Raw genomic sequence first — 15023 nt, forward strand, 5'->3', positions numbered from 1 at the left:
GCGTTACCAGGAGTGCGTCAACCGTCCCTATACCGACAGCGGTGTTGTCTGCGCCAAGGATGTAGGGATGTAAATGGCCGGCCAGTATGAGTGTCGGTAACCGGACAATTCCGGTATCCGTGATGCTCGTGGGGTTGGATCGGCTCATTGCCGAGGAGGGGAACGCGCCGCGCCGTCAAGCCTGACCACGGGACGTCAGCGGGCGGGATTTCTACCGCGCTGTCCCATTCCGCATCGTCATAATCGCTATCCGTCCAGGCGTCGGCGAGCCGCGCATCGAACTGCTCCTCCCACGGAAGTTGAATCGAAATGCGCGGTGTGTTCTGCCGGTAAGCGGTGTTGCGTCTGACGCGCCAGCGTGCATCTGAAACTATGATGTCGTCCATGTCGATTTGGAGCAGCAGACCGCCGCGCACCACTAACTGGTGAAATGTCCCTTCGCCCCAGTGGTTGACCATCACCGCGACCACATTTTTGCCGATCCGCAGGTGCTCCGCGATATCATAGTTATCATAGTGATAGCGGTAAGGGTAGCCGCGCGCTGGACCATAGCCTAAGCGAACACCGTTGACGTAAAGATAGTAGCGCGCATCGGCGCTGATATGCAGGGGCGCAGCAGCCGGGATCGTGCTCAGGTCAAATGTACGTCGGAAGTTCAAAAAGATATTGCGGGGCTTGGTGTCGCCTGCGTCCCAGATCCACCGGGTATTTGTGTCAAAAACCATAATTCACCTACGGCCTGTGTTCAGGTAGGGAAAAACAGACTTCTTGCTTCTGACTTTACGCAAGTGTGTCCTTTGATTAAAGGACATTTCTGCCGTGGTACTTGGACATTAGCGTTATCTTCGTTCGATCCGAAGACACGTTGGTTGATTGTGAGCAGGATAGTGGTCGGCACACGAGGAGGCGCATTGGAAACGACAAGCCCAATCAATTCTGCTCAGCTGTATATGGGTCGCAGCACTTGAAAAGGCAGACTTCAGGGCAGGCTTCAGTAGACTCTCGAAAGTTCCAATGTAGGGGTAAACCTATTTGTCTACTCCGGTTTCGGGCGTACACTCAGGTGCGCCCCTACATCCATTCGTAGATTTGTTTCGAGAACCTACTCTTGTCAGTTTTCAGGGAGGGTGGGGAATGGCGATCCTCTCAATGAACGGTGCAGCAGTCGATAATCCCGCGGCGAACAGGCGGCGATCTTTTGGAACACACGGCTGAAGTACGCCGGGTCATCAAAACCGACTTCACTGGCGATCCGGGTGATGCTTATATCGGACTGCACGAGCAGGTGTTTGGCCCGCAAAATCCGGTAGCGATTCAGATATTCCCAAGGTGGGATACCCATTTCTTTGCCAAAAATCCGACTGAGGTAATCCTCGCTCACCCCTACGGCGGCGGCGATCTCCGCACGCGACAAGGTATACGCGAAGTTCTGCTGCATATAGGCTAACGCCTGCTTGACTAATTGACTGGAGTGTTGGGGTAAAGCTGCCTCTCCGTCGAAGATATGCTGAATATTCGCGACCAACTCCTCGTCGGAATGGATGTTTTTGAACTGGAGCATCACATTACCGTAATCCAGACGCTTGATGTCTTCAAACGATAACAGTCTGCCCGTTAACACCACGATCGGCGTTGAGCTCATCCGGGGACTGCTGCGAACAACTTCGAGGACACGAAAGCCATCAACCTTCGGCATCGATAGATCGAGAAGTATCAGGCTCGGGGTCACAGTTTTCAGCACATCCAAGGCGACTTCACCGTTTTCAGCTGACATCACCGGGTATCCGGCAAATCTTTCCGACAACAAGCGCAGATACACTTCGCGGGCTTGGGCATCATCATCGACGACGAGGATGGGTGCGCCAGCCGGTAAGGGGGCGAGCGACTGAATCAAATCAGATAAATTTTGCATGCTCAGCGGTTTGAGCAGCACGTTGGTCAGCTCAGCGCTCGCTGCATCACCCTCTGCGCGTTTATCACGGTACAACATGAACGGAATCTGGCACAGCCGTGGATGATTGCGTACGTGTTGAATGATAAGCCAGTCGCCGGGACGGGCATGATCCATATCCCATGCCAATATAATTGGCAACACAGCGCCGATAGCCTGGCTCAGAGCTTCAATTGACGAGACCAGAATGGTGTCTGCGTTAGATTTCCGCGCAAGGTTGACGAATTCGAGCGGCGGCAAGTCCAAGGCGGAAATGAGCAGAACCGAGCGTCGTTTCCGATCATTCGGCTGTGGGCTGACATCAATGGTGCGCCCACTTAAGTTAGGCAGCGGCAGGTAAATATGAAAAGTACTGCCTGTGCCCGGTTGGCTTTCTAGCAGCAGCGAGCCACCATGCAAGGCGATCAAACGGCGCGTAATCGTCAGACCTAGTCCGATCCCCTCCGGACGGTGATTGACTTGACTTTCGGAGACGAATGGCTCAAAGATGCGTTCCTGTTGGTCAATGGGAATACCGTAGCCCGTGTCGCGCACCCAGATATGAAAGTGCGGGGGAATGACGTCAGCACCGAGCACAACTTCTCCAGCATCGGTGAACTTACTCGCATTACTCAGAAGATTGAAGATGATCTGCCGCAAGCGCGTTGGATCGGCTTGAATGACGGGTAAGCGTGGTGGGAGTTCCAGCTTCCACAGGACGCCGGCAACCGGACTACTGCTATCCAGCATGGTTCGAAACGTTTGCTCAAGAAACGGACGCGGGGCAATTGTTTCCGGGTACAAGTCAAGCTCGCCGATATCCGCGCGCGACAGATCCAGCAAATCGTTGATCAGGCGGATCAGGTGCTGACCGGAGTCGTGAATATGTCCCAGGTCTGCGCGTAACTCCTGTGGGGACTTCACTGTCGCGCCGCTCATCCAGTGCCAGCCGACTGTAGCTCAGAATGATGTTGAGGGGCGTTCTCAGTTCATGGCTCACGTTGGCGAGCAGCTGCGTTTTGAGTTGATTGGCTTTTTCCGCGAGGTTTTTAGCGTGCAGCGCTTCTTTGTACAAATCTTTCATCTGTTCGACGAGCAGAGCCCCTTTGAGCGCGCTGCTCAGATGCAGACTCAAGGTCTCATAAATGAAGCCATTGAGCGGTCCGATCTCAAAGACGACATAACCAAAATACTCGTTGCGGAATTGGAGCGGCAGTACGGCCAAGGTTGAACGAGCCCGTCGGCTTGGCAGATAATCCGGCGGCACAATGTCACGAATGGCAAACGAACACCCCTCGGGCGCCAGAGGGACAATTCCACTTTCATTATAGGCGAGGACCAAGCGTGCGTGATCCGGAATGCGGTTAGGCGTGGTCGAACTCTCGGCATACAGCACGACATAACAGGCCGGAATTCCCAGTTTCGAAAAGTCGCGCACGATGGTTTCGCTCAACCCCTGGAGATCAAAGGTCGTGATCAGGTCCTCACCCACCGACCGCAGCGCCGCATCCAGTTGAGCTTGTCGATATTCCCGCTGTGCCTCGATGTTCAGGGCGATCTCCGCCAGAAATACCCGCCCATATTGCCAGAGATTCTCGGCCCGCTGCAGCTCATTCGGATCGATGAGCAGGGGGTGAACGTGTCGACGATGTACGGAAAGAAGCGACTGCCATGTCGTATGGTTGATGCGTGAAGCCCCAAACAGGGCGACGAATTCGGTCAGAAACCGCTTAAATTCACCGGTTGTGCTCTGCAGATCGCTCACGAACGTATCATGCCACCGGTAAAGCATGGCGCTTTCCGCCGCTGACAGCGCATCGTTGCACGCGCTAATCATGTGACTTACGATGGCCGTACGTCGTTCCGGCAGTGTTGATTGGTCATCAGTGACGGTGCTGTGACCAGGTACTTCAAACTCAGCCAGCGCGGCTGATTTGCAGCCACACGATTGGCGAATGATCAGTTGGGCAGGAATATCCACCCGGTGCTGAACGGATTCACCATTTAGGATTGCGACCAGCAGCTCCGCCGCACTGCGTGTCTCAGCGCCCGCCGAGAGATGCACAGTTGTCAATGGGGGGATCATCGATCGGGCGCTCACGAGATCATCAAAACCCGCAATGGCAATGTCCTCTGGCACGCGAATAGCACGCGCTTGCAGGGCCTGCAGCGCATCAATCGCCATATCATCGTTCGCGGCGACCAACGCATCAAAGTGAACACGACGCTCGTCTACCAGCAAACGGACGGCGTTCTCTCCCGACGGGGCAAAGAAGTCACCAGCAGTCACTAAGAGGGGATCGAAGGGCAAGCCAGCTTCGGCCAGACTGTCGGTATAAGCCCGGTACCGATCTTCACCGGTGACCGAGCTGACTGATCCGCGGATGAAGGCGATCCGACGATAGCCGTGATCGTGGATGAGGTGCTGCATCAGCGTGCGCATGCCCCCATAGAACTGCATGGTCACCCCGGGGTACTGATCGAGGAGGATATCCGTACCGACGACCGGCAGCGGCGCAAACAGCTCGTAAAAAATCCTGCAAACTGCGCATCCCAACATAATGCCCCAAACCGCCGGAGATGATCACGCCATCCGCCGAATTGGGAGTCACCAACTGATAGAGACTGTTGGGAGAGGGAACAGCCGCTGTGGCTTGCAGCATGCGACCAACGACGATCAGAAGATTGAAATCGTGACTCTGCGCCAAGTTCACCATCTCACCCCAGGCTGTAGTCGGCGTGCCTTCTGACAGCGACCGGGTTAAAAAGGCGATTGTCGGACGTTCTGCTGATGTCGCAGCGTGCATTTTATGCTCGATATTCACACAACCCGCTTTTACGGCGCTTACTCATCCTGCATTGTAGGTAATCAGAACCAGATTCAAACAAGTTGGTCAGCATCTTGCGGTCCCGCATTCGACGCGTCGAGCCGGATCCGGCTGTAGAACTTCAGCCGCACATCGTCCAGCAATCCGCTGACGGGCGAGCCGCGAAACCGGGTCGGGATCGTCTGATAGTGGTTGGCCAGCGTGTTGTAAACACAGATTTCTACGCGGTTGCTACCCGCTCGCAGCACACCAGCGAGATCAAAGGTCCACGGTGGCGCGATGCGGGTACCGATGGTCACATCGTTAATCCGTACTAGCGCTGTGGAGCTCACGTTTCCCAGATCGAGGACGGGATGACACGCCGCCTGTACTTAGTTAAGGCGAATTCCTGTCGATACCACGCCCCGCCGGAGTAGGTGTGCAGACCATCCACTTGTGACCAATCGCCACACGCCAGCAATCCTTCCTCGCACTCCAGCTCAATCGGATCGGGGATCGCCGCGCCGTCATAGCGCCCGCCCGAGTGCTCCAGACAAAGCGTTATGTTGGCCACGTCCCGAATTGCATGGGAAGGGTCGCGCGGTAAACGATAGCATCCCCGTCGCTCGGTTCAGCTTCGAGCGTGCATTCCTGCCCAGCCACCCACAGCCGCGCCTTGCCGTAAGCGCGAAACGCCAGCGAGCGCAAACCGGGGGCGCTGGTAAAGCGATACCAGCCAAGCGGAGTCGTAGGTGCCGGTTGGGCATCAAAGGGCAGAATTTGAGTTGCATTGTGCCAACGCAGGGTAGCGTTGTGCTTAGCGAGCGGCGGGCGCCGGAACGATTGTTCCGTGAGAAAGCAGTACCCGCGCCCAACATCGTCATACCGGAGCAGAAATGGATGCTTGCCGCTGGACAAGACGATGTTCTCAGCATCGAGCGCCAGCGGCACACCGTCGATCGACAGCCTGCTTGGTAGTAACCCGCCGCAGACCACTTTCGCGGTGCAAGGCTGCGACGTGGACGGTTGTCCAGAGATAGTAATGGGTACCGCTCGCTTCCGGCACGCGCGTCAATGCCGTATGCGTTTGTTCGATGCGCCCTAACGCGATGATGTCATCGTGAATCTCGCCCTTCAGTCCGTGATAGCCTTGATGTCCGGGGTCATTTTCGATCCCATCACGCCACGAGAATTCGTAGGGCTGCCATGCATAGCACTTCCCATTCCATTCGACGCGAACTTGGGGATCAATGACGGTCAGTGCGCCCAAGACGGTTTCAAGGAGCGTCAGATCATTGTCAGGCAGCGGACCGAGTTTCCAGAACTGCCGCCCAAAGCCCATCGTGGTTTGGGCCCACGCCGCATCATCGAAATCAGCCTGTACCCAACCGGAAGCTTCGCCGCTGCGCTAGGGATCGAACTGGTAACGGCAGCGCCGAATCTCCGCACCGATGCGTCTATCCGTCGCGGGCAGGCGAAAATCCCCCACTGGTTGTCGAGCGTCGGCACAAGTTCAAAGCGCCATGTTCGGTCAAACACCAGCTCATCCGGCGGCTGGTCAGACATCCCGCTGACCGTTCGTGACATGCCGTTCCGCTGGATCGTCCCGTGATACGTGCCACCTGTCCCGACCACCCCGGTCACGCTGCCTTGTTCGCTGACCGCGACTTGCTCGACCCCCGGCACATCAATCAGCAGTGGACTGTCGTCCGGCGTGAACACGATCAATTGCAGCTCGTGTTCGGTCAAGGGCAGGCGCACGTAGGTTCCTGTTGATCCGTGTTCACGGCGTACAGCGGTTGGGTACTCCCCCGTCCACATATCCCACAGTTCAATCTGCCCATGCGTCCGGAAATAGCATAGTGACCCTTGGGTCACCCCATACACGGCGTACAGGTCGCGCGCACCGATGCGGCGATGCATCACCCCGAGCGGTTCACTCGACGATCCCGCTGCCGTTTCAACCGCAAAATCCGGCGGGAATGCGCCGCGGAGGTGCGTGATCACGTCGGCGGAACTGACCACGGCGGGTTGATGGCTGGTTATTTCTCGCACGAGTTGATCGAGATCGGGGTCGTTTGCGCCGAGGTGGTCACTGGCTTCCGGGAGCGCCCCCACGAGCAGCACAAGGCCGCCCGAGCGTTGAAACGCCGCCGCTTTCTCCAGAGTCGAATACCGCACCGCCCGCATCGAAGGCAGAATCAGAACGCGGAAACGTTCACCCGCGACGGCGAGCTCGTTCCCATCGATCACCGCGCGATCCAGCGACTCAAAGTCAATGAAATCGAAGTCGATTCCCTCGGCGTATAAAGCGCGTCCCAGATTCAAAGCTCGCTTCGACCGCCGTCTGCCCGTCCAAACCCGCTTCGACGGCGGCGACCGGGTAAAGAAGCGCCACATCGCAGCGATGCACACCCTGACTCAGCAGGTAGCTCAGGCGCTCCATGGCCGTCAGATAGGTTCCGAAATGCGCCCAATACGGCATCCGAAAGTGATTACACGGCGGTGCCCATTCCCACCACCCGCCGCGCGTTGAATAGTACAGCCCGTGCAAACTAAGCAGATTTTGCCCATGCACATAGTTGATCAGGCTGGCGCGGGTGAGGTCCGCGGTTGAGGTACCCCATCCGCTGGAATGAAACCCTTCCAGCCACACCCGCTGCCGCTCATACAGGTGGGCAATCGATGCTGCGACCTTGTTCTTGATCAGATCCGTTTGCAGGAATGGCTGATCGCAGCCCGGCGCTTGATTCCAGCGCTGCGTGCGAAAATAATCGCCGAACTCATCGACGGTCAAGCCGCGCCCGCCGTGATCACAGCCAAACATCATGCCGCGCCGCTGATGCCACTCATACAGCGGCTTGAAGTAGCCTTCTTCCGAGAGCGTCACCAGCACATCGTTGTAGTCGAGGCGGACTTTGGCAGTTCGCGCGCCCAAATCGAGCCAGAGGGCGGGTAGTTCCGGGATCAGGTCATAGCCTTTGCGCCGCCAGAATTCCTCGGCAAAGCGCGTCGTCCACAGCTTGCCCGACACGCCAAAGTTGAGCTCATCGGAGAAGAAGAAGTTGAGCCCTCGTCCCGGCTGATCGGGATGGTGATCGGCAAAGCGCTCAAAGAAGCGGCTGATCGTCTCTCGGCCGCTGGCCAGGTGCATCGGGTCGAGCGAGCGCGTCACCGTTTCCGCCGCGACCACCGCCACCTGCCAGCCAATCGCTGGCGGCGTCCAGCGCAGTTGTCCTTCGCTGACCAGCGGACGCAGATCGATGCCGTTTTCCACCCGCGCGCCTTCGGATTGGTACGCCATCACGCTGATGCAGCCTTCCGGCAGTCCGATGTCCAGCACTTCGCCGGGTTTGATCGTGTGTAGGGTCATGCGTAGGGTTTTCCCGCGCATTTCCGGGTAGATCGCGCTGATCTCGTCGAGATACCAACCCTGCCCCACGCCGAGCGTATAATCGCTCACACTGACGGCAATGCCCCGTTGATTCGCTTCCTGCACGAACCAATCGAACAGCGCCCACCATTCGCTGCTGAATAACGCGGGGTTCACTCGGATAGCGAGACCCCACGTCAAGCCGCCGAGATCGCTGTGCGCATAGTTGATTTGCAGCCCGCTGATGCCCCGCCGGAGCCAGGCTGATCAAGCTGCCATGTCAGGCGTTCCCGGGTGAGCGGTTCACCCAACCACCAGTAAAATGCGACCTCGCCATAGCCCGCTGGCGGATTCCGAAAACCGGGCAAGACATCAAAATCGGCCTCGCGCCGAGGATACCCATGTGGTGAATCGTTCATCAGGTCAACCCGAAGTATGAAATAGCCCATTTTGTTCGTGCCCTAGAGAAAGCGGCACGACGTGTTCTGTCAATCACCGGATTCGGCCCCCGCGCTCTCAGGCGTGGGCCACACTTCGACATGCAGGCGCGGCAGGTCGCTGGTCATGCTCAGACGACGCACCTGCCCCGCAAGCTGCTCACATTCGATGATCGTGTTCCCCGGCGCATGCAGGCGAAACACCACATCGATGCTTTATCCAGCACGGCAAAAGGTAGACGGTGTCACCGTTAGTTTGCAGCAGCATTTCTTGAAGCTGAATCATGCGAGCCCCCCAATTTAGTGATCCGGCGTCCAATCATGACCCGGCCCCCAGTACACCGGCACGCGCTGATCGGCATTGCCGAGTTTCCGAATCAGGAAGTCGCTGGCTTCGGACAACATCCCCAGTTTTGCGTACTGAATCCCTGTTGATGCCAGCTAATGTGGGACAACTGCTCATCGCCTTCCGCCGCTAGCCGCGCCGTATCGATGGCCAACTGTAAATCGGCTGGCCGATGCCATACTGGCCAAGGGAAACACCGGATACAGTTCGGGGATTTCGACGTTATGGCGCTCTGACGTTGCTTTCGGCATACGCGATGATCGTCTGACCAGCTTTCGTGCCGGTGGTGATCGGCGGCACACGCTCCAGAATGCGCCGCCAGTTCGCCCGCTGTTCCGGCAAACTGTGCGCTCCGGCAGCGCCAGCATGCGTCCCAGCAAGGCGTGAGACCGGACACCGCATCAATTGGATTCGAACCGGATGATAGGTTTCCAGCGCATTGCCGGGTTCGATGATCATCTTGCGCGCGCATCATTCTGTGGATAGAAACCATCATAGAATTTGACGATTCCATCCAGAAAACCAGATGCTATTCCCCAATATCCTTGTGGGTATAAGCGGCATATTCGATCAGCATCACGCCGATTTCCAGCGCCGTGGAAAAATGATACTTGATTTGTGGCACGGGCAAGCCAGTTGTGTTTCCCACCCGCGATCGCACGTCGGGCACAAGCCGTAAATGCCGATCTGTTCCAGGTAACCGCGCCCTCCAACATCAAAGTAGAACCGCGCCGGAGGGTCGCTGTTTCGAGCAGACGATTGAAGAGTGAAAGATCTGCGGCAGCACGTCAAAATCACCGGACTTGAGCATGGGCCCAGTACACGAGGCGCTGGTTTTGACTGGTATACCGATCCGCCGCCCCATAAGCGGTAATCCGGCGTGTAGTGCAGTTTTTGCTCAGACCGGGGCTTTTCCCGGCGAAAATCGGATCAAACGTGAAGAGCCCACCGTTGAACTTGGTCGGGTATTCCCCGTAGTTGCACCCGAGCAGGTAGCGGAACAGTTGATAATTGCGCCCGATTTGCCACATAACATCCTGTTTCGTCGGGCGTCGCGCCGTTGATGACGATATGGCTGCGCGCCCGGTACGCCTGCCACCAGGCTAGGGCGGCTTCCCGTGCATGGTCATCTTCAGTCGCCTCGTGATCAAGGGCGCGCAGGGCGCTTATCCACGCTTCCAGCGTATTGGTCTGCGCGGTGTACAGGGTGATTTGCAGTTTTTGCGCGGAGGTTGGCTGGGGCGACTGGAACTGATAGCCAACAAAATCGGTATCGACATACCGCCCCGCGCTGCGTTCCCGTATACTCCAACCCGGGAGCCGTCAGCAGCCCGCCCATCGTGCGGTTACGCTGTGGGTTGTGCAGTCCAGCCTTGATTGACTGCATCACGCGCGTATCCATTTCGCGGTCAAACGAGAGATCGTCGTTGCGGGTTGCGGTGATAGAACAAGAGCTCATCGGCGCGCGTGACTTCAATCTGATCGCCTGCGAAACACAATCGGGTTGGTTGGATCCCCCACGCTTCTTTGCACTGGAACAGCTCGTTACGATTGGCTCTCGACGCGGCGGTCTTCGGTGCGCCAGTTTTCGTATGTGACTGCTTGAGATTCGCCGCGAAACTTGCGGTCCAGTCCACATGAATGACCAGGACGCCCCACCTCCACCCACACGCGGATCTGCCCCGTCCCCTGCTCCAGACTCGCCTTCGATATGGATGTACCCGTCGTACGGTTCCAGCGTCTGCCGGAACTTCAGCGCAAACAGGTCGGCGTGCTGCGTACGCGCAAGCGCCCGCCTTTGAGCATGGAGCCGTTTTCGTCAAATGCGCCGGATTGCGCGAAGTACAGCAACAGGTCGTCATTTTCGACCCAGACGTTGAAAGCCGATGCTGTGTCCGCCAACCGGCATCGACTCTCTCGGAATGAGCACTCTGCCGCTCCCAGATCAGGTTGTACGTGCGCATGGCGTCAATCGGTGAGAATGTCATTCAGAACGACTCGCATCATTCAGAGAAAACAGGCGGCTTTGTGTCCGGGCTGCACTTCGACCAGCGCGGGCTGTTCTTGCTTGCAGCGCGCCATGACGTGGGGGCAGCGCGTCGAAATAGCATCCCGCTGGTGGGTTGGGGGGGCTGGGAACCTCGCCCTTGATCTCGGCAGCCCGTCCGCTGTTTGACCAGCGCGGCTGGGGCACCGAACTCAACAGGAGCTTGGGTATAGGGATGGGCTGGCTGCTTGAAGAGTGAATCGGTGGGCGCGCTTTCGACGATCTTGCCGAGGTACATCACGGCGACTTCATCACTCCAGGTAACGAACGGCGCGCAGATCATTGCGAAATGAACAGCATGGTGAGGTTCAAACAGGCGCGCAGATCGCGCAGTAAGTTGTTGATCTGCGCCTGAATCGACCCATCCAAGGCCGGGATCGGCTCATCACCAATGATGAACTCGGGATTCGTCGCCAGTGCCCGCGCGATCCCCGCGCTGCCGCTCCCCACCGCTGAACTCATGCGGGTAGCGATTCTCAAAAGCCGGGTTCCAAGCCGACCATCACCATGAGATCGGCGACGCGCTGCCTCAATCGCGTTCATTGACCAATTTGTGAATCAGCAGCCCTTCACCAATGGTAAAGCCGATGGTGGCGCGCGGGTCGAGCGATGCATACGGATCTTGAAAGATGATTTGCATCCGCTTGCGCAGCGGTACGAGCGCTTTGGGTTTCAATCCGCAGAGGTTAACGCCATTGAAAAGCACCTGACCGCTCGTCAGGCGCACCAGTTGGAGTACCGGAAGACGCCACAGTCGATTTACCACAGCCACGATTCGCCCACCAGGCCCAGCGTACGACCGTGAGCAATCGTAAAAGCTGACATCATCTGACCGCGCGCACCGTCGCGTCCCGCCACGGCAAACCGAGCGCGGGACCCGGAAAATGTGTGCGCAGATTACGGACACCGAGCACTTCCAGGTTGAGTCGTCATCCGTCGCTCGATCTCCCGAATTCCGCAGGCGGCTTCGCTGCGCCCGCGCTACGGGTTCCAGCCGAGGAGCTGCGGTTTTGCACTGATCCGGATCGATATTTGCAGCGCGGGTAGAAGACGCAGCCCGGCGGCAAAGTCGATCAGTTCCGGGGAGGCCGGGGATGGCTTCGAGCGGTCGCCGCGATCACCATCCAGCATCAACGTGCGTTCGAAGCAGCCCCCGAGAATACGGGTGGCGCGCCCCGTGAAAATGGCGTGTGTGCCGCCGACTTCGACTTCCCGCCCGCGTACATGACGACCACCCGATCCCGCAGACATTTAGAGACGACGCCCACGATAAAGCGCGTGATCAGCACAATGGCCGCGCCCGCGTCTCATCGCCAGGCTTGACCAACGGGTTGAGAATCTGATTTTGCGTGGTCACGTCCAGCGCGGTGGTCAGTTCTGCACCATCCGCAATGAGCAGCGACGGGCTGCACGGCAATTGCCAGCGCAAGTATGACGCTGGCGCATTCCCAGAAGCTCGTAGGGAAACTGGTTGAGGCGACTTTCGGTTGAGGAATCCCCACTTGAACCAACCGAATCGGCGGCTCGGGCACGCGCGGCTTTCGGCGTGAGTTTCAAATCAGATCCGCAGCAGTTCCATGATCCACGGCGTCCCACCGTCATTGCGCCCGGATCGAGCGCGGTAGGCGCGTCCTGAAAGACCATCGCAAACTTCGCACGACCGCAGCGACCGCATCTCCGCCTCGCTCCCGCGTCGAGATGTCGCGGTGGTCGATTTGCCACACCCGGATTCGCCCACCAAACCGACAATCTCTCCGGGAGCGGCCTCAAAAGACAGGTCTTGCACGGCGTAGACGAGACCGTCACGCGTTTTAAACTGAACTTGCAGCCGCTTGACCTGCAACACATCACTTTGCCGTTGTTCCAGACTCATCCGAACTATTCCTGTCAAAAACCGTTATCTTTGGTCAGCTAGCGTGAGTGTGAACGCGGGTTCAGCGCATCGTTGAGCGCATCCCCCACAAACTGCAGCGACAGCACCACCAGTGTCAGCGTCAGACCCGGCATGATGATCAGGTAGGGCTGGGCGCGTAGGCGGCTCAGGGCCTCAAAAAGATCATGCGTCCTGGCTTTGCGCCCGGCGGCTGGGAATAAAATCCCCAGAAAGCAGGCTGGATTCGCAGGAAGCATGGCATTCCCAGCAGCTCAAGGTGAAAGTCACGATGACAGAACCCAGCACATTCAGGATCAAATGGCGCATCGTGACCCAGCGCGTCCCCGCGCCGAGCGCGCGCCGCTTCGATGAACTCTTTCTCGCTGGCAACAACTTACTGACTCGCACTAAGCCCCCACATAGAGGCCACGCCACAAACCCAATCGCAAAGATGACGACTAAATAGCTGAAAATGACGCGATCCTGAAGCAGCGCCCAACCGGTAACTCGCATACAAGCTGCTGGTCGAGAATCAATCGTCGGGCGGGTAACCACGCTCACAAAGGCCGCCAGCCAAATCGAGGGAAGCTGAGCCAGCGCGTCACCGAAATCACACCATGATCCGATCCACCAGAGCGACCCCGAAAGCGCTCAACGCTCCGGCGAACAACCCGATCGTAGTCGACACGGTCGAGATGCACAACGCGACGAAAACGCCGTTGCGCCCATGAAGCACGCGGCTGAACACATCGCGTCCAGGAGGTTCGTCTGTCCCCATCAGGTAAGGCCCATTCGGCGGCTTAAGCGGAGTTGTTCCCAGTCCGCAATCGGGTAGTCATACGGCGCGATCTGATTGGCAAAGATGGCGGCCAGCAGCAGCAGGACGAAGATCAGCAAACCAGACGCATTCCGGTGAAGTTGTGCGCCCGAAGCTGGCGGACAGCATCACTCCAAAGGTGCGCGGCTTGCTGGTGCGCCACAGCGCGGCAGCGTCTGTGGACTGATTATCGATCTCGCGCTCATCAGCTCCACCTTCAGGAAAAGTTTGACACGGGGATAGAAAATAAGCGACACTTTAAAACACATCGACCATCAGGTTGGACAACAACACAATCACGGTGCCCCGCAGCGCCCGCCGTCGCGGTCTGAATATCACCCAGCGTCTTTTTAACGCGCGGGCGACAATACCTGCCCGAAGCCTGCAAATTGAAAATCGCCTCCACGAACAAGGTGCTGCCGATCAACTGCAGCCGTCCAGCCCCAACACCGTGATCACGGGGGTGAGGCTGTTGCGCACCACGTGATAGAGGAGCACCTGAAGCGTCGAGAGACCGCGCGCCTGCGCCGCGCGAATATAGTCCTGAGATAGCATGCCAGTACAGAGAGCGCGGGTGAAGCGGACGAGATTAGGAACGGGCCAGCAGCAGCCAGACCAAGCCGCGGCAGAATCTCGTCTCCTGACTGAACAAACCGCGCCAGCCCAGCCCGACCGAGGGCGGCAGATGCAATTGATTCACAATCACAATCATGCTGAGCGCGAGGACGAACGCGGGAATGAGTCCGAGGAGCACGGGGAGGGCGCGAAACCAGCAGACGGTCGAGCAGGAGTTGCGATAGAGCGCGGTGATAAAACCGATGGGGAGAGGCGGTACAGGTGACCAAGACCAGCGCCGCGAACGCCAGGCAGCGTAATCGGCGGCGATCGCGCGAGTGACGCCGGCTTAATCTCGAATCACCGTCGCCACATAAGAGCGACCGAGATCGCCTTGGGCCGCGCTGCCCAGCCACGTGGTATAACGAACCAAAACCGGATCATCCGGTCGAGTTCAGCGCGGTGGCGATCATCATACAACTCTTGATCCAGAAACGTCTGCTGCGTTGAGCGTCAAATAGGCGGCGAAGATCGCCCGCGCCATACTGCCACGAAAACAAACACAAACGCGCTCACCACCAATAGCGGGGGGATCAAACCGGCGAGGCGGCGCACTAGAAAGCTAAACATGCTGGTTCACCTGTGAACATTTTTCAAGATCATTTTCGACTGCCCACCGCGGATGCCGACCGCAAGGCTCGAGACCCAAATTCCCTTCACGGGTGCTGAGCCTTGCGGAATCGGCGGACTACAACCGCTGCCTGGCGGATTTGACCCGGCAGGCGCCTTCGAGGGTTTCACGGAAACTGGTGAGCCACCAAAGTTGTTGATCACTTCC

General features: G+C 58.0%; 25 protein-coding genes. All 25 read right to left on the reverse strand.

Annotated elements, in window-relative coordinates; translation table 11 throughout:
• Positions 1–17: 17 nt before the first annotated feature.
• Positions 18–725, reverse strand: a complete 708-nt coding sequence (locus IPK17_RS00115; RefSeq protein WP_343415636.1) for an alpha-L-rhamnosidase N-terminal domain-containing protein — start codon at positions 723–725, stop codon at positions 18–20.
• 386 nt (positions 726–1111) lie between these two features.
• Entirely contained in the window at positions 1112–2680 is a 1569-nt protein-coding gene (locus IPK17_RS00120) for an ATP-binding protein (RefSeq protein ID WP_343415660.1), read from the reverse strand.
• Between the two features lie 55 nt (positions 2681–2735).
• Positions 2736–4391, reverse strand: coding sequence for a substrate-binding domain-containing protein (locus tag IPK17_RS00125; protein ID WP_343415637.1), 1656 nt, complete (start codon positions 4389–4391; stop codon positions 2736–2738).
• Between the two features lie 420 nt (positions 4392–4811).
• The gene (locus tag IPK17_RS00130) at positions 4812–5057 is read right to left on the reverse strand and encodes a hypothetical protein (protein WP_343415638.1); all 246 of its coding nucleotides are present in this window, start codon (positions 5055–5057) and stop codon (positions 4812–4814) included.
• Between the two features lie 29 nt (positions 5058–5086).
• Positions 5087–5311 carry a hypothetical protein gene (locus IPK17_RS00135; RefSeq protein WP_343415639.1) on the reverse strand — a complete coding sequence of 75 codons (225 nt, stop codon included), beginning with the start codon at positions 5309–5311 and terminating at the stop codon, positions 5087–5089.
• Positions 5299–5688 carry a hypothetical protein gene (locus IPK17_RS00140; RefSeq protein ID WP_343415640.1) on the reverse strand — a complete coding sequence of 130 codons (390 nt, stop codon included), beginning with the start codon at positions 5686–5688 and terminating at the stop codon, positions 5299–5301. The genes IPK17_RS00135 and IPK17_RS00140 overlap by 13 nt, the downstream gene beginning before the upstream one ends.
• Positions 5666–6079 carry a hypothetical protein gene (locus IPK17_RS00145; RefSeq protein ID WP_343415641.1) on the reverse strand — a complete coding sequence of 138 codons (414 nt, stop codon included), beginning with the start codon at positions 6077–6079 and terminating at the stop codon, positions 5666–5668. The genes IPK17_RS00140 and IPK17_RS00145 overlap by 23 nt, the downstream gene beginning before the upstream one ends.
• Entirely contained in the window at positions 6025–7065 is a 1041-nt protein-coding gene (locus IPK17_RS00150; RefSeq protein ID WP_343415642.1) for a hypothetical protein, read from the reverse strand. The genes IPK17_RS00145 and IPK17_RS00150 overlap by 55 nt, the downstream gene beginning before the upstream one ends.
• A complete protein-coding gene (locus IPK17_RS00155) occupies positions 7013–8287 on the reverse strand; it encodes a glycosyl hydrolase (RefSeq protein ID WP_343415643.1) in 1275 nt (424 codons plus the stop codon). The genes IPK17_RS00150 and IPK17_RS00155 overlap by 53 nt, the downstream gene beginning before the upstream one ends.
• A gap of 20 nt (positions 8288–8307) precedes the next feature.
• Entirely contained in the window at positions 8308–8529 is a 222-nt protein-coding gene (locus IPK17_RS00160) for a hypothetical protein (protein ID WP_343415644.1), read from the reverse strand.
• A gap of 69 nt (positions 8530–8598) precedes the next feature.
• Positions 8599–8751 (reverse strand): hypothetical protein, encoded by a 153-nt coding sequence (locus IPK17_RS00165; RefSeq protein ID WP_343415645.1) that lies wholly within the window; start codon positions 8749–8751, stop codon positions 8599–8601.
• 364 nt (positions 8752–9115) lie between these two features.
• Positions 9116–9352: a hypothetical protein gene (locus IPK17_RS00170; protein WP_343415646.1), complete on the reverse strand. Its 237-nt coding sequence runs from the start codon at positions 9350–9352 to the stop codon at positions 9116–9118.
• Positions 9353–9687: 335 nt separating this feature from the next.
• Positions 9688–9924: a hypothetical protein gene (locus tag IPK17_RS00175; protein WP_343415647.1), complete on the reverse strand. Its 237-nt coding sequence runs from the start codon at positions 9922–9924 to the stop codon at positions 9688–9690.
• Positions 9824–10198, reverse strand: a complete 375-nt coding sequence (locus IPK17_RS40345; protein WP_350341604.1) for a DUF5703 domain-containing protein — start codon at positions 10196–10198, stop codon at positions 9824–9826. The genes IPK17_RS00175 and IPK17_RS40345 overlap by 101 nt, the downstream gene beginning before the upstream one ends.
• Positions 10199–10645: 447 nt before the next feature.
• Positions 10646–10795 carry a DUF5703 domain-containing protein gene (locus tag IPK17_RS00180; protein WP_343415648.1) on the reverse strand — a complete coding sequence of 50 codons (150 nt, stop codon included), beginning with the start codon at positions 10793–10795 and terminating at the stop codon, positions 10646–10648.
• Positions 10796–11219: 424 nt separating this feature from the next.
• Positions 11220–11402, reverse strand: coding sequence for a hypothetical protein (locus IPK17_RS00185; protein ID WP_343415649.1), 183 nt, complete (start codon positions 11400–11402; stop codon positions 11220–11222).
• Between the two features lie 67 nt (positions 11403–11469).
• The gene (locus IPK17_RS00190) at positions 11470–11712 is read right to left on the reverse strand and encodes an ABC transporter ATP-binding protein (protein ID WP_343415650.1); all 243 of its coding nucleotides are present in this window, start codon (positions 11710–11712) and stop codon (positions 11470–11472) included.
• A gap of 209 nt (positions 11713–11921) precedes the next feature.
• Positions 11922–12191 carry a hypothetical protein gene (locus IPK17_RS00195; RefSeq protein WP_343415651.1) on the reverse strand — a complete coding sequence of 90 codons (270 nt, stop codon included), beginning with the start codon at positions 12189–12191 and terminating at the stop codon, positions 11922–11924.
• Positions 12192–12222: 31 nt separating this feature from the next.
• Positions 12223–12369: a hypothetical protein gene (locus tag IPK17_RS00200; RefSeq protein WP_343415652.1), complete on the reverse strand. Its 147-nt coding sequence runs from the start codon at positions 12367–12369 to the stop codon at positions 12223–12225.
• 129 nt (positions 12370–12498) lie between these two features.
• Positions 12499–12813 carry an ATP-binding cassette domain-containing protein gene (locus IPK17_RS00205; protein ID WP_343415653.1) on the reverse strand — a complete coding sequence of 105 codons (315 nt, stop codon included), beginning with the start codon at positions 12811–12813 and terminating at the stop codon, positions 12499–12501.
• A 38-nt stretch (positions 12814–12851) separates the two neighbouring features.
• Positions 12852–13070 (reverse strand): hypothetical protein, encoded by a 219-nt coding sequence (locus IPK17_RS00210; RefSeq protein ID WP_343415654.1) that lies wholly within the window; start codon positions 13068–13070, stop codon positions 12852–12854.
• A 353-nt stretch (positions 13071–13423) separates the two neighbouring features.
• The gene (locus IPK17_RS00215; RefSeq protein WP_343415655.1) at positions 13424–13591 is read right to left on the reverse strand and encodes a hypothetical protein; all 168 of its coding nucleotides are present in this window, start codon (positions 13589–13591) and stop codon (positions 13424–13426) included.
• The gene (locus IPK17_RS00220; protein ID WP_343415656.1) at positions 13591–13710 is read right to left on the reverse strand and encodes a hypothetical protein; all 120 of its coding nucleotides are present in this window, start codon (positions 13708–13710) and stop codon (positions 13591–13593) included. The genes IPK17_RS00215 and IPK17_RS00220 overlap by 1 nt, the downstream gene beginning before the upstream one ends.
• 343 nt (positions 13711–14053) lie before the next feature.
• Positions 14054–14185 (reverse strand): ABC transporter permease subunit, encoded by a 132-nt coding sequence (locus IPK17_RS00225; protein WP_343415657.1) that lies wholly within the window; start codon positions 14183–14185, stop codon positions 14054–14056.
• Between the two features lie 34 nt (positions 14186–14219).
• Positions 14220–14384, reverse strand: coding sequence for a hypothetical protein (locus IPK17_RS00230; RefSeq protein ID WP_343415658.1), 165 nt, complete (start codon positions 14382–14384; stop codon positions 14220–14222).
• Positions 14385–15023 lie beyond the last annotated feature (639 nt).

Source organism: Candidatus Flexifilum breve (assembly GCF_016713355.1).

Excerpts from the sequence above, each read along its gene's own strand:
- IPK17_RS00115 (WP_343415636.1), bottom strand. The coding sequence starts at position 725 with ATGGTTTTTGACACAAATACCCGGTGGATCTGGGACGCAGGCGACACC.
- IPK17_RS00120 (WP_343415660.1), bottom strand. The coding sequence starts at position 2,680 with ATGCTGGATAGCAGTAGTCCGGTTGCCGGCGTCCTGTGGAAGCTGGAA.
- IPK17_RS00125 (WP_343415637.1), bottom strand. The coding sequence starts at position 4,391 with ATGCAGTTCTATGGGGGCATGCGCACGCTGATGCAGCACCTCATCCAC.
- IPK17_RS00145 (WP_343415641.1), bottom strand. The coding sequence starts at position 6,079 with ATGGGCTTTGGGCGGCAGTTCTGGAAACTCGGTCCGCTGCCTGACAAT.
- IPK17_RS00160 (WP_343415644.1), bottom strand. The coding sequence starts at position 8,529 with ATGAACGATTCACCACATGGGTATCCTCGGCGCGAGGCCGATTTTGAT.
- IPK17_RS00170 (WP_343415646.1), bottom strand. The coding sequence starts at position 9,352 with ATGATCATCGAACCCGGCAATGCGCTGGAAACCTATCATCCGGTTCGA.
- IPK17_RS00175 (WP_343415647.1), bottom strand. The coding sequence starts at position 9,924 with ATGTGGCAAATCGGGCGCAATTATCAACTGTTCCGCTACCTGCTCGGG.
- IPK17_RS00185 (WP_343415649.1), bottom strand. The coding sequence starts at position 11,402 with ATGAGTTCAGCGGTGGGGAGCGGCAGCGCGGGGATCGCGCGGGCACTG.
- IPK17_RS00195 (WP_343415651.1), bottom strand. The coding sequence starts at position 12,191 with ATGTCTGCGGGATCGGGTGGTCGTCATGTACGCGGGCGGGAAGTCGAA.
- IPK17_RS00205 (WP_343415653.1), bottom strand. The coding sequence starts at position 12,813 with ATGAGTCTGGAACAACGGCAAAGTGATGTGTTGCAGGTCAAGCGGCTG.
- IPK17_RS00210 (WP_343415654.1), bottom strand. The coding sequence starts at position 13,070 with ATGCTTCCTGCGAATCCAGCCTGCTTTCTGGGGATTTTATTCCCAGCC.
- IPK17_RS00215 (WP_343415655.1), bottom strand. The coding sequence starts at position 13,591 with ATGGGGACAGACGAACCTCCTGGACGCGATGTGTTCAGCCGCGTGCTT.
- IPK17_RS00225 (WP_343415657.1), bottom strand. The coding sequence starts at position 14,185 with ATGCTATCTCAGGACTATATTCGCGCGGCGCAGGCGCGCGGTCTCTCG.